The sequence below is a fragment of the Leisingera aquaemixtae genome (genome assembly GCF_001458395.1).
Lineage (GTDB): Bacteria > Pseudomonadota > Alphaproteobacteria > Rhodobacterales > Rhodobacteraceae > Leisingera > Leisingera aquaemixtae.
Genome location: NZ_CYSR01000033.1, coordinates 1 through 23588 on the forward strand (window position 1 = coordinate 1; position 23588 = coordinate 23588).

19 protein-coding genes and 2 pseudogenes are annotated in these 23588 nt (G+C 62.7%); 5 read left to right on the top strand and 16 right to left on the bottom strand.

All coding sequences use genetic code 11. The annotated features are described in order from the left end of the window. Positions 1-484: 484 nt before the first annotated feature. Positions 485-1219, bottom strand: a complete 735-nt coding sequence (locus PHA8399_RS19010; RefSeq protein ID WP_058287682.1) for an NAD(P)-binding domain-containing protein — start codon at positions 1217-1219, stop codon at positions 485-487. 1 nt (position 1220) lies between these two features. Continuing rightward, positions 1221-3266 carry an NADH:flavin oxidoreductase gene (locus PHA8399_RS19015; RefSeq protein WP_058287683.1) on the bottom strand — a complete coding sequence of 682 codons (2046 nt, stop codon included), beginning with the start codon at positions 3264-3266 and terminating at the stop codon, positions 1221-1223. A gap of 130 nt (positions 3267-3396) precedes the next feature. Between PHA8399_RS19015 and PHA8399_RS19020 the strand changes: the two genes are divergently transcribed. Continuing rightward, positions 3397-4011 carry a TetR/AcrR family transcriptional regulator gene (locus PHA8399_RS19020; protein WP_058287684.1) on the top strand — a complete coding sequence of 205 codons (615 nt, stop codon included), beginning with the start codon at positions 3397-3399 and terminating at the stop codon, positions 4009-4011. A gap of 290 nt (positions 4012-4301) precedes the next feature. Here PHA8399_RS19020 and fdhF read toward each other — a convergent pair whose 3' ends face one another. The 10 genes and pseudogenes from fdhF to PHA8399_RS22055 all read right to left on the bottom strand — a co-directional run. Further along, complete coding sequence (gene fdhF / locus PHA8399_RS19025; RefSeq protein ID WP_058287685.1) at positions 4302-7076, bottom strand: formate dehydrogenase subunit alpha; 2775 nt, start codon at positions 7074-7076, stop codon at positions 4302-4304. Between the two features lie 3 nt (positions 7077-7079). Next, positions 7080-8768, bottom strand: a complete 1689-nt coding sequence (locus PHA8399_RS19030) for an NAD(P)H-dependent oxidoreductase subunit E (RefSeq protein ID WP_058287686.1) — start codon at positions 8766-8768, stop codon at positions 7080-7082. A gap of 95 nt (positions 8769-8863) precedes the next feature. Next, the gene (locus PHA8399_RS19035) at positions 8864-9772 is read right to left on the bottom strand and encodes a LysR family transcriptional regulator (protein WP_058287687.1); all 909 of its coding nucleotides are present in this window, start codon (positions 9770-9772) and stop codon (positions 8864-8866) included. 52 nt (positions 9773-9824) lie between these two features. Beyond that, positions 9825-10385, bottom strand: coding sequence for a winged helix DNA-binding protein (locus PHA8399_RS19040; RefSeq protein WP_244270261.1), 561 nt, complete (start codon positions 10383-10385; stop codon positions 9825-9827). Between the two features lie 249 nt (positions 10386-10634). After that, positions 10635-12296, bottom strand: coding sequence for an FAD/NAD(P)-binding protein (locus PHA8399_RS19045; protein WP_058287688.1), 1662 nt, complete (start codon positions 12294-12296; stop codon positions 10635-10637). Between the two features lie 182 nt (positions 12297-12478). Continuing rightward, positions 12479-13228, bottom strand: coding sequence for an amino acid ABC transporter ATP-binding protein (locus PHA8399_RS19050; RefSeq protein WP_058287689.1), 750 nt, complete (start codon positions 13226-13228; stop codon positions 12479-12481). Next, complete coding sequence (locus tag PHA8399_RS19055; RefSeq protein WP_058287690.1) at positions 13225-13899, bottom strand: amino acid ABC transporter permease; 675 nt, start codon at positions 13897-13899, stop codon at positions 13225-13227. The genes PHA8399_RS19050 and PHA8399_RS19055 overlap by 4 nt, the downstream gene beginning before the upstream one ends. Positions 13900-13907: 8 nt before the next feature. Further along, on the bottom strand, positions 13908-14663 hold the full coding sequence (locus PHA8399_RS19060) for an amino acid ABC transporter substrate-binding protein (RefSeq protein WP_058287691.1): 756 nt from the start codon (positions 14661-14663) through the stop codon (positions 13908-13910). 301 nt (positions 14664-14964) lie between these two features. Beyond that, a pseudogene (locus tag PHA8399_RS22840) lies at positions 14965-15075 on the bottom strand (IS110 family transposase); the annotation flags it as partial. A 76-nt stretch (positions 15076-15151) separates the two neighbouring features. Continuing rightward, positions 15152-15280: pseudogene (locus PHA8399_RS22055) on the bottom strand (integrase core domain-containing protein); the annotation flags it as partial. Between the two features lie 54 nt (positions 15281-15334). Here PHA8399_RS22055 and PHA8399_RS22420 point away from each other — a divergent pair. Continuing rightward, positions 15335-15508: a hypothetical protein gene (locus tag PHA8399_RS22420; protein WP_158509280.1), complete on the top strand. Its 174-nt coding sequence runs from the start codon at positions 15335-15337 to the stop codon at positions 15506-15508. A gap of 272 nt (positions 15509-15780) precedes the next feature. Here the strand turns inward: PHA8399_RS22420 and PHA8399_RS19070 are convergent, their stop codons facing one another. Next, complete coding sequence (locus PHA8399_RS19070) at positions 15781-16365, bottom strand: MOSC domain-containing protein (protein ID WP_158509281.1); 585 nt, start codon at positions 16363-16365, stop codon at positions 15781-15783. 424 nt (positions 16366-16789) lie between these two features. Between PHA8399_RS19070 and PHA8399_RS19075 the strand changes: the two genes are divergently transcribed. The 3 genes from PHA8399_RS19075 to PHA8399_RS19085 are packed head-to-tail and all read left to right on the top strand — an operon-like array spanning position 16790 to position 20516. Further along, on the top strand, positions 16790-18046 hold the full coding sequence (locus PHA8399_RS19075; RefSeq protein WP_058287694.1) for a Zn-dependent hydrolase: 1257 nt from the start codon (positions 16790-16792) through the stop codon (positions 18044-18046). Beyond that, positions 18043-18843, top strand: a complete 801-nt coding sequence (locus tag PHA8399_RS19080) for a carbon-nitrogen hydrolase family protein (RefSeq protein WP_058287695.1) — start codon at positions 18043-18045, stop codon at positions 18841-18843. The genes PHA8399_RS19075 and PHA8399_RS19080 overlap by 4 nt, the downstream gene beginning before the upstream one ends. Beyond that, positions 18840-20516, top strand: coding sequence for an amidohydrolase (locus PHA8399_RS19085; protein ID WP_082649586.1), 1677 nt, complete (start codon positions 18840-18842; stop codon positions 20514-20516). The genes PHA8399_RS19080 and PHA8399_RS19085 overlap by 4 nt, the downstream gene beginning before the upstream one ends. A 2-nt stretch (positions 20517-20518) precedes the next feature. Here the strand turns inward: PHA8399_RS19085 and PHA8399_RS19090 are convergent, their stop codons facing one another. Genes PHA8399_RS19090 through PHA8399_RS19100 form a run of 3 tightly spaced genes read right to left on the bottom strand, consistent with a single transcriptional unit; the run spans position 20519 to position 23523 of the window. Then, entirely contained in the window at positions 20519-21397 is an 879-nt protein-coding gene (locus PHA8399_RS19090) for a helix-turn-helix transcriptional regulator (RefSeq protein ID WP_058287697.1), read from the bottom strand. A gap of 48 nt (positions 21398-21445) precedes the next feature. Continuing rightward, a complete protein-coding gene (locus PHA8399_RS19095) occupies positions 21446-22507 on the bottom strand; it encodes an agmatine deiminase family protein (protein ID WP_058287698.1) in 1062 nt (353 codons plus the stop codon). Next, positions 22504-23523, bottom strand: a complete 1020-nt coding sequence (locus PHA8399_RS19100) for an agmatine deiminase family protein (protein WP_208856348.1) — start codon at positions 23521-23523, stop codon at positions 22504-22506. The genes PHA8399_RS19095 and PHA8399_RS19100 overlap by 4 nt, the downstream gene beginning before the upstream one ends. Between the last annotated feature and the right edge of the window lie 65 nt (positions 23524-23588).

The window sequence follows — 23588 nt, forward strand, 5'->3', positions numbered from 1 at the left end:
ACCGTCTCTCCAGCGTGTCCCACCGTCTCTCCGGTGTGTTTCCCGATCCGTTACCGCGTCGCCCTGTCTGGCTCAGCGTCCCGTCCGGTGTGTCTCAGCTGCGCCTCAGCGCCGCCGGTGAGGGGGCTTTTACGGNTACCCCCGCAGACCCGCAACCCCAAAATTCAGAAAAACGCAGAATTCCGCAAAGAAAAATCACGNATCNAATAAAATCAANNACTTACACCAAAACAAAGTCAGCANCCCTGACCCTCTTTCCGCCCCACCCCCGCCCCGCAAACCACCCCGAACACCCCGGAAAAGGCGCCCGCCCCACTTACCCACAGACTCGGCACCCCTTATCCACAGACTCACCACCCCGGAATCGCAACAAACACCCCCCAAACCCCCTCCGCCCGCCCGGAATCGCCAGGCCAAACCGGCCAAAGGACAAACAGGGCGCAGCCGAAAACAAAAAGGGCAGCCAAATGGCTGCCTGATCACGTCACGGCTTGCCGCCCTCAAGCATGTCCAACCCCGCAACGAGATCCCGCCCCATGCCCGCATCCTCCATATGGAGGCGCAGGCGCTGGTTGTAGCCGCCCGGCGTATTCAACGCCTCAATCAGGTCTGTACAGGCAGTCTGTTGCAGGCTGCTTGTGATCAGCATGCGCAAAAAGGCTTCACCTTGCTGCCGGTCTTCGACCCGGCCTCCCAGCCAACCGGCAGCGTCATTCACCATGCGCGCAACCGGCGACAACACAGCCTGGGCACACAGGTAGGCATTCAGCTCCGCCTCGTCCTTCAAGGCAAATACCGTGTTCGAAGGGCCAAAGATGCGCGCGACCAGGCCAGTGTCTCCCAGCGCCATGATAGGAGAGCCGCCCTGTGCAATCCCCGGAAAGGGCATCATCACAGCCGCCGCGCGCGCCGGTGCCGCCAGTTCTGCGACCCGGGCCAAACCGGCACCGGCCATGAAGGAGATCACCTGCTGATCTTCGCGGAATACCAGCCCGGACAGGATGCCTTCAGCCGCCTCTGCCATCAGGCCCAGGAACACGACGTCGCTGGCATCGGCCACCGCCTGGTTAGCGGCAGCGGTGACGTCGCCGAATTCCGCAGTCAATGCTGCTGACCGGGTCCGGCTGCGCTCTGACACAGTGATCCGGTGCCCCTTGCCGGCAAGCCCCCGCACCACTGCAGAGGCGATAACGCCGCACCCCAGAAACCCCAGGCGCATGTCAGATGTCCTTCATAAGCCGCAGCGCGTCATAGATCGCCGCATGGGTATTACGCGCGGAGACCGCATCACCGATCCGGAACAGCTGGAACCGGCCCGCCGGGTTGGACGTAACCGCCTGCGGGCGGCCCGCAATCAGGGCATCGTGGTCGACCTCGCCGCGGTTGGATGCCTGCTCCTTCAGCGCAAAGTACAGGCCGTCCAGCGGCAGCGTGCCATAATTGACCACCACCTGATCATACTCCACGCAATAAGTGTGGCCGCTGTAGTCGGTGCCGATGGCGGCGGTCAGCCGGTTGCCGCTGCGGCTGATGTCCAGCAGGCGGCGGGCAACAGTGAACCTCACGTCCTTGTCCTGCAGCGCCCGCATATAGGGCACGAGGTTCATGCCCATGATGTCCGGCGCAAAAGTCCGGTCAGGTGTCATGACCTCCACCCGGGCTCCTGCCCCAGCCGCGGTTTCTGCCGCCATCAGCCCCGGATGATCGCCGCTTTCATCATAGACCAGAACATGCCCGGCAGGTTTCACATCGCCCGAAATTACGTCCCAGCTGGACACCGCATGCGGCAGGTCCGACCGGGTCTCATGCAGCATCATGTTTGGCATCCCGCCAGTCGCCACGATCACCACATCCGGGTTCAGGGCCATAACATCCTCCGCCTCGGCCCAGGTATTGAAGCGAAACGCCACATCCCGGGCCGCGCATTGCGCCATGCGCCAGTCAATAATGCCGATCATTTCAGCCCGGCGCGGGTTCTGTGCCGTCAGGCGGACCTGACCGCCCGGCTCAGCGGCTGCCTCAAGGACTGTCACATCATGGCCCCGTTCTGCGGCCACGCGCGCCGCCTCCAGCCCGCCAGGGCCGGCCCCGATGATCACCACCTTCTTAAGCGTCTCTGCCGCGGGGATTTCGTGGGGCATTGTGAGTTCGCGCCCGGTGGCGGCGTTGTGGATGCAAAGGGCCTCCCCTGCCTGGTAGATCCGGTCCAGACAGTAGGTGGCGCCGACGCAGGGGCGGATGTCGTCTTCGCGCCCCTCGATGATTTTCCTGACAACATGCGGATCCGCCATATGGGCGCGGGTCATGCCGACCATGTCCAGCAATCCGCTGGCCACCGCATGGCGGGCGGTCGCCACATCCGGGATGCGGGCAGCGTGGAATGTCGGCATGCCGGTGGCCTTCTTCACCTCACCTGCGAAATCCAGATGCGGTGCCGATTTCATGCCCTGCACCGGGATCACGTCGGTCATCGCGGGATCGGTGTGTATGCGGCCGCGGATCACATTGAGGAAATCCACCATGCCGCTGTCCGTCAGACGCCTGGAGATTTCGATCCCCTCTTCAGGAGTGATCCCGCCTGCCTGCGCCTCATCCGCAGTGTACCGCAAGCCGACGATGAAATCCTCCCCAACCCTGTCCCGGACCGCGCGCAGCACGTCGAGCGGCATGCGCATCCGGCTGTCCAGAGACTGGCCGCCATAAGGCCCGTCGAGATCATTGGTCAGCGGCGACCAGAACTGATCCAGCAGGTGACCATAGACCTGCAGCTCTATACCATCCATGCCCCCCTCTTTCATCCGCTCCGCCGTGTCGGCGAAGTCGGAGATGATGCGGGCAATGTCCCAATCTTCCGCCAGCTTGGGAAAGGACCGGTGCGCCGGCTCCCGGTGCCGGGAGGAGCTGACGGACGGCAGCCAGTCCCCCTTGTTCCAGCCGGTGCGCCGGCCCAGGTGGGTCAGCTGGATCATCACCGCTGCGCCATGTTCATGCACCTGATCCGTCAGGTTGCGGATCCAGGGGACCACTTCGTCCTTGTACGCCAGAATGTTGTTGAACACTGGCGGACTGTCACGGCTGACCGCAGCGGATCCTGCGGTCATGGTCAGCGCCACCCCCGCCTTGGCGCGCTCGGCATGGTAGGCTGCATAGCGCGCCTTGGGCATCCCGTCTTCGGGATAGGCCGGCTCATGGCTGGTGGTCATGATCCGGTTGCGCAGCGTCAGATGCTTGAGCTGGTACGGCTGCAGCAGCGGGTCCTTGGACATTGCCTGCCTCTCCTGGAACGGTAACGTGGCTGGGTACCATCCGACACCAGCCTGACACATGTGTCAATTAAACATTCACACCTGTCTGGAAAAGTTGCCCCCGTCCGGTGCGGCTGCTAAGGCTTGGGGCATGACCACACAGGACATCTCCCGCCCGCGACTAAGCGAAGAAGACTGGCTGTCCGCCGCCCATGACGTGCTGACCGAAAGCGGTGTGGAGGCGGTGAAGGTGATGCCGCTGGCCAAGCGGCTGGGGGTGTCGCGCACCAGCTTCTACTGGCACTTCAAAGACCGTGAGGCCCTGCTGGAAGCGATGATCCGCCGCTGGGAGGAGAAGAACACCGGCAATCTGGTTGCCCGGACCAAAGCCTATGCCGAGAGCATTGCCGAGGCGCTTTTCAACCTGTTCGACTGCTGGCTTGACCCAAAGCTGTTTGATGCCCGCCTGGATCTGGCGATCCGCAACTGGGGGCGCAATGACAGCCGACTGCAGGAACGGCTGGACCTGGCCGATGCCCGACGCGAGAAAGCCATGACAGAAATGTTCGTGCGCTTTGGGTATCCTGAGGCGGATGCACTGATCCGGGCCCGGGCCATGATCTACACTCAGATCGGCTATATCTCGATGCAGGTGCACGAGAGCACGGAATACCGGATTTCACTGATGCCCGGCTGGATAGAAGTCTTCACCGGCACCCGCCCCGCCCAGCGGGATCTCGACCGGTTCCTGGCCCGGCACCGTTGACCCCTGCCTGACTTTAGGCACCCAGCACCGCCCCTGACAGAAACACTCCCGCCAGCCGGCAGGCGTCGTAGATGCCCGCTCGCCGGTTGGGCCGTGCGCCGCGCGTGCAAGGCGCGGCGCGGGCCGTTTCGGGCAAAGCCCGAAGCGGAACAGTGTTACGGCATTCGCGGTCAGGCAACCCGTTCTGAAGTGCGTTGCCGCGCCGGGCGCCAGCCCGGCGCCACCAGAGAAAACGGGCGCGGAACCCTTGGTTCCGCGCCCGCCCTGTTTCCTCAAACGGTTGTGCCAATTTACTCGGCCGCGATCTGCCCTTCGATCTTCTCGACTCGCACCGCCGAGAACTTGAACTCGGGGATCTTGCCATAGGGGTCCAGCGCGGGGTTGGTCAGGATGTTGGCCGCCGCCTCGACATAGGCAAAGGGCACAAACACCATGTCCTCGGCAATCGCCCGGTCGGCCCGCGCCATGATCTCGATCGAGCCGCGGCGGGTCGACAGACGGATCATCTCGCCCGGCTCGATGCCCATCAGCTTGAGCGTGCGCGGGTTGAGCGAGCAGTTCGCTTCCGGCTCCACCGCGTCCAGAACTTTGGAGCGCCGGGTCATCGACCCGGTGTGCCAATGCTCCAGCTGGCGGCCGGTGGTCATGATCATCGGGAATTCCTCATCCGGCGCCTCATCCGGCGGAATGACCGATGCCGGGGTAAAGCGGGCGCGGCCGTCCGGGCGCGGGAAGCCGTCACCGAACACAATCGCCTGACCGGGGTCGGTCTCGTGCAGCGACGGGTAGGTGATGGTTTCGGTTTCCAGACGTTCCCAAGTGATGTTGTCCAAGGACTTCATGTTCAGCTTCATCTCGGCAAAGACTTCGCTGACATCCTTGTAGTCCCAGGGCAGGCCGATGCGCTGCGCCAGCTCTACGGTGACCTGCCAGTCCTCCCGCGCCTCACCCGGCGGCGGAACCGCAGGTCGCACACGCTGCACCTGGCGGTTGGTGTTCGACACGGTGCCGTTCTTCTCATAGAGCGCCGAGGCCGGCAGGATGATGTCGGCATAGTTGGCCGTCTCGGTCAGGAAGATATCCTGAACGATCATCAGCTCCAGCTTGGCAAAGGCGTCGCGCGCGTGGTCGGCATCCGGATCGGACATCGCCGGGTTTTCGCCCTGGATGTACATGCCCTTGATGTTGCCGGCATAAGCCTCGTCCACGATCTCGGTCACGGTCAGGCCCTTCTCGTTCGAGAAATCGCCGCCGCCCCAGACATCGGTGAAGCTCTTACGGACGTCGTCCGAGGTCACGGTCTGATAATCGGGCAGGAACATCGGGATGAGGCCCGCATCAGAGGCCCCCTGCACGTTATTCTGGCCGCGCAGCGGATGGAGGCCCGCGCCCGGTTTGCCCACGTTGCCGGTCATCAGCGCCAGCGAGATCAGGCAGCGCGAATTGTCGGTGCCGTGGATGTGCTGGGACACGCCCATGCCCCAAAAGATCAGGCCCGCCTTGCCGCCCGCAAAGATGCGCGCGACACTGCGCAGCTGCTCAGGGCTGACGCCGCAGATTTCCGACATCTTCTCCGGCGTGAATTGCGCCAGATGCTGTTTTTCGGCTTCCCAGTTCTCGGTGTATTTGTCGATGTATTCCTGATCGTACAGGCCTTCCTCGACAATCACGCTCATGATCGCGTTCAGCATCGACACATCCGCGCCAGGGCGGAACTGCACCATCTCGGTTGCAAACCGGCGCAGGCCGACGCCCCGCGGGTCCATCACGATCAGCTTGCCACCGCGCTTGGTGAACTGCTTGAAATAGGTCGCCGCCACCGGGTGGTTCTCAATCGGGTTGGAGCCGATCACGATTGCTACATCGGCGTTCTCGATCTCGTTGAAGGTTGCGGTCACCGCACCGGAGCCGACGTTTTCGATCAGCGCCGCAACGGACGACGCATGGCACAGACGGGTGCAGTGGTCGACATTGTTATGCTTGAACCCCTGTCGAATGAACTTCTGGAAGAGATAGGCCTCTTCGTTGGTGCATTTCGCCGAGCCGAAGCCCGCAACCGATTTCGGGTTCTCATCGCGCAAGCGCATCAGGCCCTTGGCGGCCAGATCCATCGCCTCTTCCCAGGATGCTTCGCGGAAATGGGTCGAGAGATTGCCCGGATCGACGTTCAGGCCTTTTGCAGGCGCGTCGTCACGGCGGATCAGCGGCTTGGTCAGGCGGTGCGGGTGGTGGATGTAGTCAAAGCCAAACCGTCCCTTGACGCACAGGCGGCCTTCGTTTGCCGGGCCGTTGATGCCCTCAACGTGCTTGACCTTGCCGTCCTTGACCTTAAGCGAAACCTTGCAACCAACACCGCAGAACGGGCAGACGCTTTCGGTCTCGGAATCGTAGTCCTTGCTGTCGCCGACCTGGTTTTCGTCCAGAACAGTGGCGGGCATGAGCGCGCCGGTCGGGCAGGCCTGAACACATTCGCCGCAGGCCACACAGGTGGATTGGCCCATCGGGTCAGCAATATCAAAAGTCGGAAAGGCATTGTGGCCGCGGCCGGCCATGCCGATCACGTCGTTCACCTGCACTTCACGGCAGGCCCGCACGCACAGGCCGCAGGAGATGCAGGCGTCCAAATTCACCTTCATGGCGACATGGCTGTCGTCCAGCAGCGGGATGCGGCCCTCTTCCAGCTTGGGGAAGCGGCTCTCAGTAACGCCGTTCAGCTCTGCCATATCCCACATGTGGGAGGATTTGTCGTGCGCCTCTTCCCGCTTGGGCTGGTCAGCCATCAGCAGTTCCATCACCATCTTGCGAGCGTTTTCAGCGCGCGCGTTGTTGGTGGTGACAACCATGCCCTCGGCGGGTTCGCGAATGCAGGAGGCGGCCAGCGTGCGCTCGCCTTCGATCTCCACCATGCAGGCGCGGCAGTTGCCGTCCGGGCGGTAGCCCGGCTGCGGCTTGTGGCACAGATGCGGGATCTTCAGCCCGCGGCCGTTGGCGACTTCCCAGATGGTCAGGCCCTTTTCCGCCGTGACCTGTTCGCCATCGAGTGTGAATGTGACGTTATCGCTCATGGCTCAGACCTCATCCGGAAAATGTTTCATGGTCAGGCGGATCGGGTTCGGCGCAGCCTGGCCCAGACCGCAGATCGAAGCGTCGACCATCGCGGTGCTCAGCTCTTCCAGCAGGCCCTGATCCCACTTCTTCTCGCTCATCAGCTTGACGGCTTTCTCGCATCCCACCCGGCAAGGGGTGCACTGGCCGCAGCTTTCATCCTCGAAAAAGCGAAGCATGTTCAGCGCCGCATCGCGGGCCGAGTCCTGATCGGACAGCACCACCACGGCAGCAGAGCCGATAAAGGTGCCATGCGGCTGCAGCGTGTCGAAGTCGAGCGGGATATCATTCATCGATGCAGGCAGCAAGCCCGAGGAGGGGCCGCCCGGCTGGTAAGCCTTGAAGGCGCGGCCATCCAGCATACCGCCGCAGGCCTCAATAATGTCGGTGATGGTGGAGCCGGCGGGCAGCAGATGCACGCCAGGGTTCTTCACCCGGCCCGAGACCGAGTAGCTGCGCAAGCCCTTGCGGCCGTTCTTCTCAACCGAATTCAGGCACTCAGGCCCTTCGCGGCAGATCTTGGCGACCCAATAGAGGGTTTCCACGTTGTGGACGAGGGTCGGACGCCCGAAGACACCCACCTGTGCCACAAACGGCGGACGGTGGCGCGGCTCGCCGCGCTTGCCCTCGATCGATTCAATCATGGCGCTTTCTTCACCGCAGATATAGGCCCCTGCCCCGCGGCGCAGGTCAATGTAACCTGCCTCGACAATGCCGGCCTCTTCCAGCGCCTTGATCTCCCGGCGCAGGATTTCCAGCACCGCCGGATATTCATCGCGCATGTATATAAAGGCTTTCTCGGCCTCGACCGCCCAGGCGGCAATCAGCATGCCCTCGAGGAAGACATGCGGCGTGCGCTCCAAGTAGTAGCGGTCCTTGAAGGTGCCCGGTTCGCCCTCGTCACCGTTCACGGCGAGGTAGCGCGGACCTTCGTTGGCGCGCACAAAACCCCATTTGGTGCCGGACGGGAAGCCAGCGCCGCCCAGACCGCGCAGACCGGCTTCTTTGACCTTCGCCTGAACCGCTTCCCAGTCGCCATTCGCGCGCAGGCCTTTCAGCGTGGCATAGCCGCCATCCGCCTCATAAGCGGCGAAGGTTTCATACTCCGGGATATGGGCGTGGGTGTCATCGGCAGCAATCGCTGCCTCGACCTTTTCCACGGTGGCGTGGTCGATGTGGTTGTGGCCGATTTCCAGAACCGGCGCAGTGTCGCAGCGACCCATGCAGGGTGCGCGCAGCACGCGGACCTGAGAGGCATCCAGCCCATCTTCCAGCGCCTTCTGCAGCTGCTGTGCCCCCGCCAACTCACAGGACAGCGAGTCACACACCCGGATGGTCAGTGCCGGCGGCGGGGCCTCACCCTCCTTCACCACATCGAAATGGGCATAGAAGCTGGCCACCTCGTAGATCTCTGCCTGACCGGTGCGCATCTCCTCAGCCAGCGCCCGGATGTGCGCGGCGCTCAGATGGCCGTATTTGTCCTGAATCAGATGCAGGAACTCGATCAGCAGGTCACGGTTGCGCGGGCGGTCCCCCAGCAGGTCCTGAACCTCGCTCAGCGCGATGTCGTCGACCTGGCGGCCTTTGGGCGTCTTGCGCCCCTTGCCGCGGCCGGACTTCCATACGCCCTTGCTATCATCCAATGGTGCCATGGGGTCCTCCAGTCAGCACGTATTTCATTCCGAAATGCCATCAAGAATGAATATCGTCAAATCTAGAAAACCGATTGCACAATAAGTATAACTTATCACGCCATTTGCGGCATCCCATCGTCCACAAACGTCGCAACAACCTCTTTCAGCGCCCGAACCGTGGTTAATTCCGGGGTCCGGTCCAGCGTCGCAATGCAAATCGGCCGCGATTGTTCCGGCCCGGTCAGCCCGAGAACCCGGGTTCCCCCCAGCTCTCCCAGGGCCTGCATCAGGGCCCGAGGCAGAATCGTTGCCGCCGAGCCTTCGCGCGCCAGCACCATCGACGCCATAAAGCCGTTGGACTCGGACACGATTTCCGGCCTCAGTTCCAGATCGGCAAAGATCCGGTCCAGGATGCGGCGGTTCTGCATCTGCTGGTCCAGCAGGCTCAGCGGCAAGTCAGCTGCTTCGGCCCAGCTAATCGTGTCGCCGCGGCCCGCCACCATCTCTTCGGGCGCCAGCAGCACATAGCTTTCTTCATACAGCGGCTGCACTGTCACCAGGTCCTGACCCAGGCTCTCGGCGTAGGTAATACCTGCATCAATTGTACCATCATAAAGGCGCTGCTGGATAGCCAACGAGGTGGTCACCTCCACCCGGGCCAGAATCCGCGGATGGGCCTGATGCACCTGGTCCACCAGCTGCGCCGCCCAGGCGGTGGCGGTGGGCACCACCCCAAGCACCAGCGTGCCGGTCACTTCGCCGCGCGACGCGGCGATCTCCTGTTCCAGCGCCTTTGCATCATCCAAGATCGAGCGCCCCCGGCGCACGATCATCAAGCCCTCTTCGGTCAGCCCCTGAAAGCGGTTGGCACGGCGCACGATGGACAGGCCCAGCCGCTCCTCCAGATTGCGGATCCGCATGGAGAAGGCCGGCTGCGACATGCCGCAGTCGGCGGCGGCCTTGGCAAAATGCTGATGCCGCGCCAATGCGGTGAGCAGCTGAAGGTCTTTGAGTTCGATCATGGCAGCACCTTACGCCGCCGCCGCAAGCCCCTGCAATGGGTCCGCCGCCCTGTCAGTCCTTGCTCTGCGCTTCTGCCTGCTGCGCCGCTGCGCCGTACAGTTCAACCAGTTCTTCCAGCACATCGGCAGCCCCCCGCAACCGCCCGGCCAATTCAGAATGCCCTTCAATCGCCTGCGTCAGCAGGCGTTCACGAAGAGCGTTCAGCTTACCGGCCAGCTGGCAGCCTTCGTCAGTCAGGCTGTAGGTCACTCCCGAACGGCCAGCGCCCTGTTTGCGGGTCAGTCCTGCCGATGCCAGTTTGCGCAAGGAATACTGGATATTCGGGATATCCACACGGTTGGTTGCACGCGCCAGTTCCTTGATGGATTTTGGCCGCCTGCCACTGCCGATCAGCAGCAGCAGGGTAATCTCGGCACCAGCCAAAGACACGCCGCTGACCTTCTCCAGGCAACCGGCCTGCCATCGGGTCAGGCCCTCGCCGGCCCGCTGCACCGCCATCTCCAGCCGATGCAGCCCGTCAGCGGCTGGCTCCGCGGTCTGGTATGATAACGGGTATGGGTCGACGTTGTTATTCAAGGAACAGCTCCAAAAAAATGCGGCCCAAACGGGCATGAAAACTGCAGATCAGAATACAGGAGACACCAGCGCGCCTTGCCCGGCACAGGAATACGCGCCAGGGCCACAGCACACAGAGGCACTGCCCCCTTATTGAAAATCCATCTCAAATTGCCCGGAACTTATCCAACCAATTCCTCCGGACTTCAATACCCGGCAGCGCAATCCGTTGCCCTGACGGCAGCGCCACGCCCGCTGGCAGACCTGCTAAAACACCGCGGCCGCCGTCTGCATCCGGACCGGAGATCAGGACGGGGATGCCCCCTGGTCCGGAAGCGCCGAAAGCACGCTCTGCGCCCATCGGTCAGGGATGCTGCCGAAACAGTCATGAATCGAATCCGTGGCGATAGCGCTGCCGTTCGCCAAGCGGCCCACCAGCGCAAGCCCGGCCACCCGCACCCCGTCTGCCGCGATCAGCGCAGCATCGGGGGCACAGCGCGCGCCCAAACCGTCACCCAAGGGTTTCAGCGACAGGTCCTGCCGCAGCCCGGCCACCAGCGGTTCCGTCACGGGGGCCAGAGCAGGCTGGGGCAGCACAGCGTCAATCATGACGCTGGCGGTGACCGTATGCCCGCCGCTGTGCAGCTTCCAGCCCTGCGGGGTAAGCGTGATATCGGGATCGTCCGCGGCACGCGGATCCACCAGCCCGGTTTCGATCAGGATCCGCAACTGACGGGCGGTTTCCACCGGCGCACCATAGGAGTAACGCTTGAGCCCGTCGTCGAAACTCACAAATTCCTGCGCGGTGGCGGCAGACACAGAAGCGCTGTCAAACACGCGGCGCAGCAGCGGCTGCCATTTCCGCCAAAGCTGGCCGATCGTATAACCGACGGCGGGCGGCTCCCGCCCCTCGGCCTGGGAGATTCCCGCGCGCAGGGCGTCCAGCGTTCCCCGCTGCTCCTGGCTGCCGGGGCGTTCGCTTTCCAGCTCCAGCCACGCGCGCACCTCGTCAGACTGAACCGCGCCTCCGCCTGCGCGGATGACGCGCAGTGCCGCGCTTTCAAGCACGCCGCGCACCGGCTCCAGTCCGGACCCGGGCTGCTCAGACAAGCCGGCACGCAAGGCCTCCTCGAAGGCCGCGCTTTCCTCCTGCGAGGGATCAAACCGCGCATCCAGCTTTGCATTCAGAGGTTTCGGGGCAGGTGCGTGCCCATCCAGCGAGAACGGCACGATCCTGGCCGGCTCCCGTCCCGACGCGATGTAACTGCTGCCTGCGAACCTGCCCCCCAGCCCCAAGGTCAGCATGCGGACCACGTCAAGCGCCGACAGCGCCATGCCGCGTATGCCGACCACCCGGCCCGCCCAGTCCTCGGCCGCATCTATCAGCCCTTTTCCCGGATAGGCAGGCCTCAAGGGCAATGAATGCCGGTCCGCGTGATCCTGCCAGCGGCAGAGCTGATCATCGCTGGCAGTTTCAGGCTGGCCAAGCGACAGCAGCACATGGCCGAACGGGCCATGAGCCACGCCTTGCGCATACAGGTGCCAGCCCTCCCCGCCGCGCCGGGCCTCAGTCACCCGCACTGCGCGCCGGGTCACGGTTATGTGGCTTGGCAACTGCGCAAGAAGCGTCTCGAACCGGGCGTTCAGATAGGCGCCAAGCCTGGCCCGCGGCAGATACGCCTCGCCATCGCCGCCGGTTAGGCCCATCCAATCGGCAAAACTGCCTTCCCCCTCGCGCGCGAATGGCGGCGGCGGCAGATCTATACTGCGCACCGGCAGGTTCAGCAGGCAGGTTTCACTTTCGCCAGGACTGAAGCTTGGACCCGACGCAGGCCAGCTTGACGGCTCGAAGACATCCACCGCCAGGGCTGCGCCTGCCCCGGAAGCACGGCGCACCAGCGCCTCCAGCGCTGCCAGGCCGCGCGGCCCGAATCCAACGATCGCAACCCGGCGCCGGTCCCGCCCCATTCATGCACTCCCTCACCCAGCATGGTTCCGCCACCTTGGTCTGCGGCGGCCCCGCAGTGCAAGCCATTATCGCGCCGGGGGTCAGGGCGCGTTATTCCTGCAAAGGCATTTTGGTCAGGGCCTGCGGGGATGCAGCCGGGTAATAGTTGAAGGCCGTTCAGGCACCCATGCCCCTTCGGCCTTTATCCGGCCCCTTGCTCGCGGCCGACCCGTTTCAGGAACCGCCTCAGCCGATCGTCCCGGGGCGCATCAAAGATCTGACTTGGCGGACCGGCTTCAACGATCTTGCCGCCGTCCATGAAAACGACACGGTCCGCGATTTCGCGTGCGAACTGCATCTCGTGGGTGACGATGATCATAGTCTGGCTTTTCTCGGCGACCCGCCGCATCAAGTCCAGCACCTCACCCACCCATTCCGGATCCAGCGCCGAGGTCGGCTCGTCAAACAGCAGGACTTCGGCGCCCAAGGCCATCGCGCGGCCAATGCCCACGCGCTGCTGCTGGCCGCCGGACAAAGCCGCCGGATAGCTGTCCGCCTTCTCGGCCAGCCCGGTTTCGCGCAGCACCGACAGCGCGCGCTCCTCAGCCTCGGCGCGGGGGCGCTTCTGCACGGTGACAAGCGCCTCCATGATGTTCTCTTTTGCCGTCTTGTTGGCAAAAAGCGCGTAGTTCTGGAACACAAACCCGGTGCGGCGGCGCAAGGCGAGGATATCGGACTTGGACGCCCGCGCGGCATCAACGGTCAGATCGCCGACGGTTATTTGCCCCGCATCCGGCACGTCGAGAAAATTCAGGCTCCGCAGCAGCGTCGACTTCCCGGTTCCGGACGGGCCGATCACAACAACCTTTTCGCCGTCTTCGATATCAAGGTCGATGCCGCGCAGCACCGGCGCGCCGCGAAACGACTTGGTCAGTCCCCGGATTGAAATCATCGCGCAAAAGCCTTGTTCAGACGGGTTTCCAGCCGGCCCTGCACCTGGCTCAGCGCCTCAACCATGATCCAGTAGATGACGGCAACCACCAGAAACGCCTCGAAATAGAGGAAGCTGCCAGCCGCCTCCTTTTGGGCTGCGCCCATCATTTCGGTAACGCCAAGCGTGAAGGCGAGCGAGGTGCCCTTGATCATATCAATGAAGTAATTCACCAGCGTCGGCGCCGCGATCCGCGCGGCCTGCGGAAGAATGATGCGGCGCATCATCTGCGCCTGTGTCATGCCGATAGATTGCGCCGCCTCCCACTGGCTGCGGTCGACCCCCGCAATAGCGGCCCGGATGCTTTCGGCCATGTAAGCGGCGAAATGAAGCGTAAGCCCCATGACCGCGGCCGTGACGCCGTTGATATTGGCAAGCGCCGGCAGCAGCTGCGGCAAGCCGAAATAGAACAGAAACAGCTGCACCAGCAGCGGGGTGCCGCGAAAGAAGCTGATGAACAGAACAACCAGATTGTCCAGCACCGGCACCCTGATGACCCGTTCGACCGCCAGCAGCGAGGCAAGGGCCAGCGCAAGCACCATGGATGCGCCGGCCATTGCCAGGGTGATCGGAACGTAGGAAAGGATGACGGGCACAAGCCCAAGCATGTAATCGAAGTCGAGCGCCCGCATCGTCTGTCCTATTGCGCAACTGTAATGTCAGAACCGAACCACTTCATGGAGATTTCGGTCAACGTGCCATCCGCCCGCAGCGTGTCCAGGGCTGCGTCGATCCGGTCACGCAGCGCGCGCCCCTCTTCGGTATCGGCAAACGGCAGCGCATTGCGGATCTCGGAGAACGGCGCCCCGGCCAGTTCCAGAGGCAGCGGGCTTTCCTTGATCAACTGGACCGACGACACGCGGTCCATCACAAAGGCATCGACCCGTCCAAGCGCGGTGTCCTGTGCGATATTGCTCTCGTAAGTGCGGATGTCGATGTCTTCCGCATAAGGCAGCTCGTTCAGCAGCTGCTCGAAGTTTGAGCCGAGGTTGACTGCAACCGACCGGCCGCGAAGGTCTTCGACCGACCCGACTTCATCATTGCCCTTGCGCACGACGACTTGCGCCCCGTCGATCACATAGGGCTGGCTGAAGGCGAATTTTGCCTCGCGCTCCGGCGTGATCGTGATCTGGTTTGCAATGGTATCGATCCGTCCGGATTCCAGCGCCCCGACCAGCCCGGAAAAGGTCATGGTCTCATATGCGATGTCCAAACCGGCCACTTCGCCCACTGCGTCCATCACATCGACTTCGAAACCTTGCAGCTTGTCCTGTTTGACAAAGGTAAACGGGAAGTAGCCTCCCGACATCCCAACCCGCAGCTGTTCAGTCTCGGCGATGGCGGCGGTGCCCAGCACGGCGGCGGTAAACGCGCCGAAAGTAAGGGATTTTAGCATAGGTCTGTTCCTGTCTGAGTGATCCGCCATAAAGTGAGGGTCCAGCACGATGTTTCAACCTTTTGGTCAAATGAAAAACAGCCCTTTGGCCTCGCGCCCTTAAGGGAAACATGCATTTTGGTCCAGACGCAAAGCGCGCAACGCATGTCTTTTCAAGCCCGAGGTCCGCAGAATTTTCTCCCTTCCATAATCGCGACTTTCTGAGCAGCCGGAAGCAGCCGCTTTTCAGGGGCCTTCGGGATCAGGACAAATCAAACGCGCCTTGGCCAGTAGGGTGACCTAAGCAAGCATTGATCGCCTACCCACGTTGTCGAATTAGCAGATCTCGGATACAAAAGACGCCGCCGACACCCTGCGTTTCCTCGCTACTCAGCAGTACGAAGTGCATAGTCGGCCTTCTGGTGGCAGCGCAGTACCACGCCATCACTGCCATAGGCTTAGCGGGCATGAAATTTAAAAAGCCCCACTTGAGTGGTCCAAATTGAAAGTTAGTGCATGGTTGGCCTTTGGTCCATCAGGAGGATGGCCTCTGGCGCAGGCGGGCGGTAGCCCAGAGCACTGTGGGGCCGTTTGGTGTTGTAGTGTGTTCTCCAGCTTTCGATAATGATCTGGGCCTCGCGTACCGGGAGCGAGTGTCCCGGCTGATCAGGAACCTTGGCTCAGCCGAAGGCATGGAGGTAGCTAAGGAGGCGCTGCGGGCGCTGGTGGAGCGGATCGTGCTGACGCCTGCGGCGGAGGGCACTGGCTTGGACCTGACCCTGGAGGGCGACCTGGCGGGTCTCCTGTGTCTGGCGGCAGGTGCGGAAGGCCCAAACACGAAGAAGGCCCCGGACAGAGCATTCTAAGACTTTGATTTATATTATAAAATTGTTTTGATTGCGGGAGCAGGCAACCGCCGTATCCTACCTGCCCTCACCGCAATGATATCAACGTATGATAGAGCACAGCTAACGGCAACTTTGCGCATATCGCGGGGTTTGAAAAGTGTGGGCAAATTCTCCGGACTACCTGCAATGTCTTGGTGGCAGATTGCAACCTTCGTGCAGCTTCATCTGCTGCTGTTGGTTTCTCGCTTATAGCGTGTAGCTTGGCACAGCTGCGTCTCAAAAGAGCACTGTCAGGCGTGCGGGTACACTCGAAGCGGCGGCAGATGCAATGCGACTTGATCCCCGGTTGCGATCCCGCCCTCCTTTTCCACCCAGGTTACAAGGCCCCGGCGGTTAGTGGCTGCTTTTACGAAACGTTTGCCCTTGCCGGGATAACGCTTGTCGATCTCGTCTCCGGGATACCGGCAGGGGCGGTTTTCATTGTCCACGACCAGCGCCGCGCCCGAACTGAACAGGAGCCGCGATGATGGTGGCAGCAGGGTCAAATCGGGTATGCCTGCCACCACGATGTTGGCACCGATCCAGCCTGCATCGAACCGGGGCAAATCCATATGGCGGCGGATGCGGTCCAGGTCCTCAGCCGAGAGAATGGTAATCTGCCGTGTATTTCGGATCGGAGTGCCGGCCGGGTATTGACGGCGGAACCGCACATCAGCCTCGGCGACGAGCCCGGCGTGCCGATCCTCTGCCATACCCTCAAAGGTAATAGTGCTCCTGTCGATCCTCCGCGTGGCGAGGCTTTCGTCGCTGGCATCGCTGTTGGCGTAAAGCGCGGTCACGGATCCGGTGATTTTCGTTGGGTTGAGAATGGTCATCTGCCTTGCCTCTTTGGCCTTGTCGTTCCGTGATTTCAGCACGCTGCCACGGCTCGGCACATCCAGGCCGCGGCACATAGGATTTTCCCGGTTTCGGCGTCAGCACGGCTGCCCTGCCGGGTACCGCACTACATGACACGTGGAAAATTATGGGATGCTATCCCAGGCCGCCCCGCAAGGCAGCTAACCTAAATAGGGTAGCGGTGACCAACGGAGCGCACCGCCCAGACAGGCCAACAGCAGGGTGATGCCGGATGCGGCGCAAACAAGAGTGCGCCACTGCTGCCTCCTGAACTGAAGTCAGCTGACGGAAAAACCCGGGAGCCCTGCCCGGCAGCCTGCCAGTCCCACTGAAGGGGGACTACCGGGAAGCTGTCCGGGCGTGGATCATAGGGGTATTTCCGGAAACTTGCAGGAGCGTTCGATGACAGAGTATTCGGTGGACGGCGCGCGGCTTTGGTCCCGTTTGATGGATATGGCTGAAATCGGAGCATCCGAGAACGGCGGTTCGCACCGGCTGGCGCTCAGCCAGGATGACGAAGACGGCCGTGAGCTGTTTCTGGCATGGTGCGGGAACCGCGGCTTCGCAGCGGTTTTCGACAAGATCGGCAATCTGTTCGTGCGCCGGGCCGGCCGGAACCCGGCGGCGCCTCCGGTGGTCATCGGCAGCCATCTGGACACGCAGCCCAACGGCGGCCGGTTCGACGGCGTGCTGGGGGTGCTGGCCGGGCTGGAAGTGCTGGAAACGCTTGAAGACCATGCAATTACAACAGAAGCGCCGGTGGAGATCGCGGTGTGGACCAACGAGGAAGGCGCCCGGTTTCAGCCCGCCATGATGGGCTCGGGCGTTCATTGCGGCGTGCATTCGCTTACCGAGACACTGGCGGTGACCGACGCATCCGGCATCCCGGTTGCGCAGGAACTCGAAAGATTTGGCTATGCTGGCGGTATTGAGCCGGGCAGCCACGCCATCGGCAGCTATCTGGAACTGCATATTGAGCAGGGTCCAATTCTTGAGCAGGAAGATAAGACCATCGGCGTTGTTACCGGCGGGCAAGCGATCCGCTGGTATTCCCTGGCACTGAGCGGCCAAGAGACCCATGCGGGGCCGATGCCCATGGCAATGCGGCGTGATCCGGTTCGGCATCTGGCGGCGGTGACACAGCTGGTTTACCAGATCGGCCTGGCGGATCCGGATGCACGCGCAACCGTCGGCGTGATTGAAACGCGGCCCGGCTCCATCAATGTGATGCCCGGCCAAGTCCGGTTATCAGTCGATTTGCGGCATCCGGATGAGGCTGCCCTGCAGCGGATGCATGACGCCTTGTCAGAGGGGATTGCCGGGCTAGACAAGACAGCGGACGGCGTAGGCATCAGCCTTAAGCAGATCTGGCATTCGCCTGTGGTGGCGTTCGACCCGCAGCTGACCGGCGCGGTGCAGGCCAGCGCCGCAGCGCGGGGCTGTGCCGCCCGGGATATGGTGTCCGGTGCCGGGCATGATGCGTTCCATCTTGCCAAAGTGGTGCCTGCAACGATGATATTCGTGCCCTGCCGCGGTGGCATCAGCCACAATGAGCAGGAATACACGGCGCCGGAGCATGTTCAGGCCGGTGCGAATGTGCTGCTGGACGTCGCATTGCAGATGGCGGGCACCCAGACGCCAGCGGGAGCAGCGGCATGAGGATCACCATTGCGGATTGGGACCCCAGGCCGGAAGCCAGGGCAGCGCAGGCAGCAGCACTGGCCGCCCATGCGGCGGCGGAGCAGAGCGATATGATACTGTTGCCGGAAATGCCGCTGTGCCCTTGGCTGGCAGCCAGCCCGGAGCGCGATGCCGCGCTGTGGGAACAGTCCGTCCGCGACCACGAAAGCGGCCTGGATGACCTCGGAGCGCTGGCGGGAACGGCCTTGGCAGGGTCGCGGCCCGTTCTGGATCCGACCGGCCAGCCCTTAAACCGTGCCTTCTTGTTGCAAGACGCCCGGATTGCCGCGGAGCCGCATGAGAAGGCGGCACTGCCAGAAGAGGAAGGCTATTGGGAGAGCCGCTGGTATGATGCGGGCAAGCAGCAAGCCGTGCCGCTGGACTGGAACGGGGTGCGGATCGGTTTTGCCATCTGCACCGAGCTGTGGGATTGGGACCATGCTTGCCGCCTGTCGCGAGCGGGAACCGATGTGCTGCTGGTCCCGCGCGCGACGCCGGACCTTGGCAGCGATGTCTGGATAGCGGGAGCCCGCGCATTGGCGGTGCGAACCGGATGTTATGTCCTGTCGTCCAATTTCGCCTATCCGGGTGCTGAGGGTTTTGACTTTGAAGGCCTGTCGGTGGCGGCAGATCCGGATGGCGGGCTCCTGGCGGTCACAAGCAAGGAGCGGCCCTATGCGACGGTCTCCATCAGCGTCAGTGCGGCGCGGCAAGCCAAGGCCGCATATCCCCGGTATATACTTGACAAGGTGAAAGAAAAGAAAAGTGCGCCATGAAACATCTCTGCTCTATTGCGGCGGGTATGGCCGGTTTGGCAGCCAGTGCGGCATGGGCGGAAACGCTGGTGCTGACCAATGCGGAAATCTACACGGTCAACGAGGCGCGCAGCTGGGCTGAGGCACTCGCCATCGGCGAAGACGGCAAGATCAGCGCCGTCGGCAGCGAGGCCGAGGTCCTCGCCGCCGCGGGCGAAGGGGCTGAGATCGTGGACCTGGGCGGGCGGATCGTGCTTCCGGGGTTTCAGGACATTCACCTGCATGCGGTGGAGGCCGGGGTAAACGCAGTGCTTTGCCCCTTTGAACCCTTCGATACCCTTGCAGGCTACAAGGCCACGGTGCGGGACTGCGCCGGGAAGGGCGGGACCGGCGCTTGGGTTCTGGGAGCCGGGGTGAATATGGTCAATCTGCTGGAGCTGCATCCCAATCCGGTGGAGGTGCTTGACGCACTGTCGCCGGACCGCCCGGTGATGATCCTGGATGACATCGGCCATGGGGCTTGGGCCAACTCCCTGGCGCTGCAGGCGGCGGGGTATGACACGGCTGAGGATGCCGCCAATGGCAATATCATCCTGCGCGGGCCCGGCGGCCGGCCCAATGGGGTGGTGCTGGAAAACGCGCCGCACAACCTGCGCACGCTTGCCTTCCCGCCCACGCGGGAGAACCTGGACTTCGCCTATGACAGCCTGCTGAATGCAGCGGCGGAACTGAATGCCAACGGGATCACCTCAATCAGCGATGCGGGCGGCTACTGGCCCCAGGGCCATCACGAGGTCTGGGACCGGGCCGAGGACTCTGGCGCGCTCACTGTTCGGGCCTCGAACGCCTTCTACATCTATCCCGACCGCCCGCTCGACGAGCAGCTGTCCGAACTCAAGAAGCTCTACCACAATGACCCGGACCGGCTGGTGCGCTTTAATGTGGCCAAGATTTATGTCGACGGCATCCTGAGCCAGGCGACTGGCGCCTTGCTGCAACCTTATGAGACAGGTCTGGGCCTGCCGGAGGGCGAGGAATTCGGCTATCTCTATTTCGGGAAAGAGGTGCTGATGCGGGCCGCGCGGGATTTGTCGGCGGCGGGCTTCCAGCTGCATTTCCACGTGACAGGCGACTATGGCGCCCGTCTGGCGCTGGATGCGATTGCCCATGCCGCGCCGGAGACCGGGCCGCACCGGCTGACCCATCTCTATCTTGCCGACCCGGCGGATTACCCGCGGTTCGCCGAACTTGGGGCCATTGCCGATCTGCAGCTGGCGCCGAGCGCCGTGAGCAAAGACTATGAGGCCTTCATAGCGGAATTCATCGGCGGCCGGACTGACCTGCTGCTGCCCGCAGGGGCGCTGCTGGCGGCGGGGGCGACCGTTACGCTCTCCAGCGATTGGGATGCGGATGAGCTGAATCCGCTGATCAAGATCGAAACTGCTGTCAGCCGGGAGCGCAACGGGCTGCCGGATGTTGCCGCAGCCATCGAGGCGATGACCATCAATCCGGCTATTGCCCTGCGCCACGCGGACCGGACCGGGTCCATCGAGGCGGGCAAATTCGCGGATCTTGTGGTTTTGAGCGAAAACATCCTGGACATCCCGCTTGAGAGCATCAGCAGCGTTGCCATTGAGGCGACCCTGCTGCAGGGCGAGGCGGTTTTCGATGCTGCGGGGCTGTTTGCTGACTGATCCTAGAGCTGCCCGCCCGCCGGCCGGTCGAGATAGGTGAGCGGATCATCGGTCGCATTGGCCGGTGCGCGGGTCAAAGCCTCCAGGAACAGCGAGAAAAGCTCCCCCTGCGAGGTGATGCCCAGTTTGTTGTGAATGCGTTTGCGGTGGACCTTGACCGTTTCCGGGCTGTTGCCCAGTTCGCGGGCGATCGATTTTGAGGAATGCCCTTTCAGGATCAGCTGCACGATTTCGGCCTCTCGCCCGCTCAGCACTGAACTTGCGAACCGGTCAAAGGATTTTTTCAGATGCAGCCCCATGCGGCCGCTGCCGGCCAGCGAATTGGGGTCCAGAGCAGGCCAATGGCGGCGGCACAGCGCTGCAATGCAAGGCAGCAGCGCAGTAAGCGCAGCCCTTTGATCCGCAGCAAGCTGGAAGCCTTCCTCCCGGCTGCCTAAAGAGATTACCACGGCGGCACTATTCCCGAAGGAGATGAACACGCTGGTTTCGTCGAACAAGCCGGTGCCTGCATAGAAGGTCTGGTAGTATTCTGACGCCCTGAAATCGTCAGGCGCGCATTCGCCAAGCGTGATCACCCGGTCCCCGACCCCCTGCAGAAAAAGGTTGTAAAACGGGTCCAGGAAATAGGCGAAATCCAGGTAGGGCTTGATTGTCGAGGCGCTGTGCTCATCAGGCAGGTTGTCGAACAGCTCCACCGGCGGGTGATCCGGGAAAAACGCTGCGGTGAAAGTGCTGTCATATCCTGATGCCGATTGGCACAGCTCTGCGAGGGCGGCCAGAAACCCTTCCTGCCCAACAAGCTCGATGGCCCGGGCGAGGCCATCCAAGCTTTCTGATGTTCCGGTTCTGCTGGTGTTTTGCATGTTCGCTGCGTCAAACATAGTTGTCTCCGGTTATCATAGCAAAGAAGCCCTGGCCGCCGCCCCTGTTTAAGCCGGCTGCTGTTGCGTCATGCAGTGGATGCCGCCGCCCGCGTGGCAGATCCCCCGCATGTCCACCTGCAGGATTTTTTGGCCGGGGAAGGCTTTTGCGAAGATTTCCCGGGCCGCCGCATCAGTTGGCGTATCGAACGACGGGATCACCACGCCCCCGTTCGCGATGTAGGCATTTACGTAAGACAGCGCCGTGGTTTCGGTTTCCGGTTCGACCAAATAGGCCTCGTCGATCAGCCCGATCTCGATCTCGCGGCCATCGGCATCGGTCTGCCCGCGCAGCGCTTTCAGGTTCTCCCCGCAAACTCTGTGGCGCGGGTTTGCCGGGTCCGGGTTGCGCTCGAACAGCAGCTTGCCCGGCGCGGCGAAGGTCAGCATACCGTCGATATGGCCATCGGTGATCCATTCCTCCTCATCGCCCGGCAGCCAGATGACCTTGCGGGCGCCGATGGCATGGAACAATTCGCGTTCTACATCCGCCTTGGTCATGCCCGGATTGCGGTTGGGGTTGAGGAAGCAGGTCTCTGTCGTGATGACCGTGCCGCGGCCGTCCACATGCAAGCCGCCGCCTTCGCCAGTGAGCGGGGACTGGAACAGCGGCAGGCCAAGATGGCGCACCAGTTCGGCGCCGATGCCCGCGTCGAGTTCATAATCGGGGAATTTCTCTCCCCAGCAGTTGAAGATCAGGCTGGAGCCGATGATCTGCCCCTTGCCATCCTTCACGAACAGCGGGCCGGTGTCACGGAACCAGTGGTCGTTCTGCTGCAGGGGCACCACATCGACCTGCGGCGGCAGCAAGCTGCGGGCAAGTGCGGCGTGATCTGGATGTGCAACGACCCGGACCGGTTCGAAACAGGAAATAGCGGTGGCAACACGCACGAAATTCTCCTGCGCCGCGGCCAAGCCCGCGCCCCAATTGTCCTCGTGATCGTCCCAGGGCCAGGCCATCCAGCAGGCCGCGTGGGGCGCGGTCTCAATGGGCATGACAAACCCCTGCTCACCGGGGCTTTTACCGCTGGCAAGTGCTGCGGTCAGGTCGGTTGAGATGTGCATGGTCATGCTGCAGGCTCCTGCTGGGTGATGCAGTGGATGCCGCCGCCGCCAATCGCGATGGCGGGGATTGGCACCAGTGATACACGGCGGCCGGGGAAGAGCTCCTGGAACACTTCACGCACCAGCCCGTCTTCGCGGATTCCGTATTCCGGCATCACTACGCCGCCGTTGCAGATGTAGGAGTTGACGTAGGAGCGGCAGAACCGCGGATCGCTTGAGACGGCGCTGGCGGCATCAGGGATCTTTACCAGCGTGATGCCGCGGCCTTTTGCGTCAGTCTGGCTTTCCATCGCTGTGATGTTGGCCACATTGATGCTGTGCCAGTCGTGATCCGCGGGACCTTCCGCTTCGATCAGCACCACGCCCGGCGCAACAAAGGTTGCTATGCCGTCGACATGGCCGTCGGTTTCGGTTTCCTCCGCATTGCCGGGCAGCCAGATCACCTTGTCGCCGCCCAGCATGGCCTTCAGTTCCTGCTCGATACGGTCGCGGCTCCAGCCAGGATTGCGGTTGGCATTGGGAAAGCAGCTGCCCGTGGTCAGGATGGTGCCCTCGCCATCGACAGAGACTCCGCCGCCTTCGGCGATGAGGCCGGAGTGGAAGATTGGCACCTCGGCCGCATTCAGAATCGCGTCAGCTGCAGCGTCATCCCCGTCGAACGGCTGGTACTTGCCGCCCCAGGCATTGAAACCAAAAGACACGCCGGCCCGGCCGCCCTTGCCATTGGTCAAAAAACAGGGCCCGGCATCGCGCGCCCAGCTGTCGTCGATCGGGCTGGTGAGGATTTCGATGTCAGATCCGAGCAGCGATTTTGCCGCTGCCGCGTCTTCGGGACGGACCAGCATGGTCAGCGGCTCAAATTCGCGGATGGCAAGGGCCACCGTGACGTAATTCCGGCGGGTCTCTTCCATATCGGGCCAGAAGCCTTCGCGCGTCGGCCACATCATCCAGGTGCGCAGATGCGGCGCCCATTCGGCGGGCATCCGGTAGCCTACGGATTTCGGGGTTTGCTGTTCGGGCATGAAGGGCTCCATCGTGCAAGATGTGTTGTCCAAACAGTGTAAATGTGAGCAAATATTATAGACAA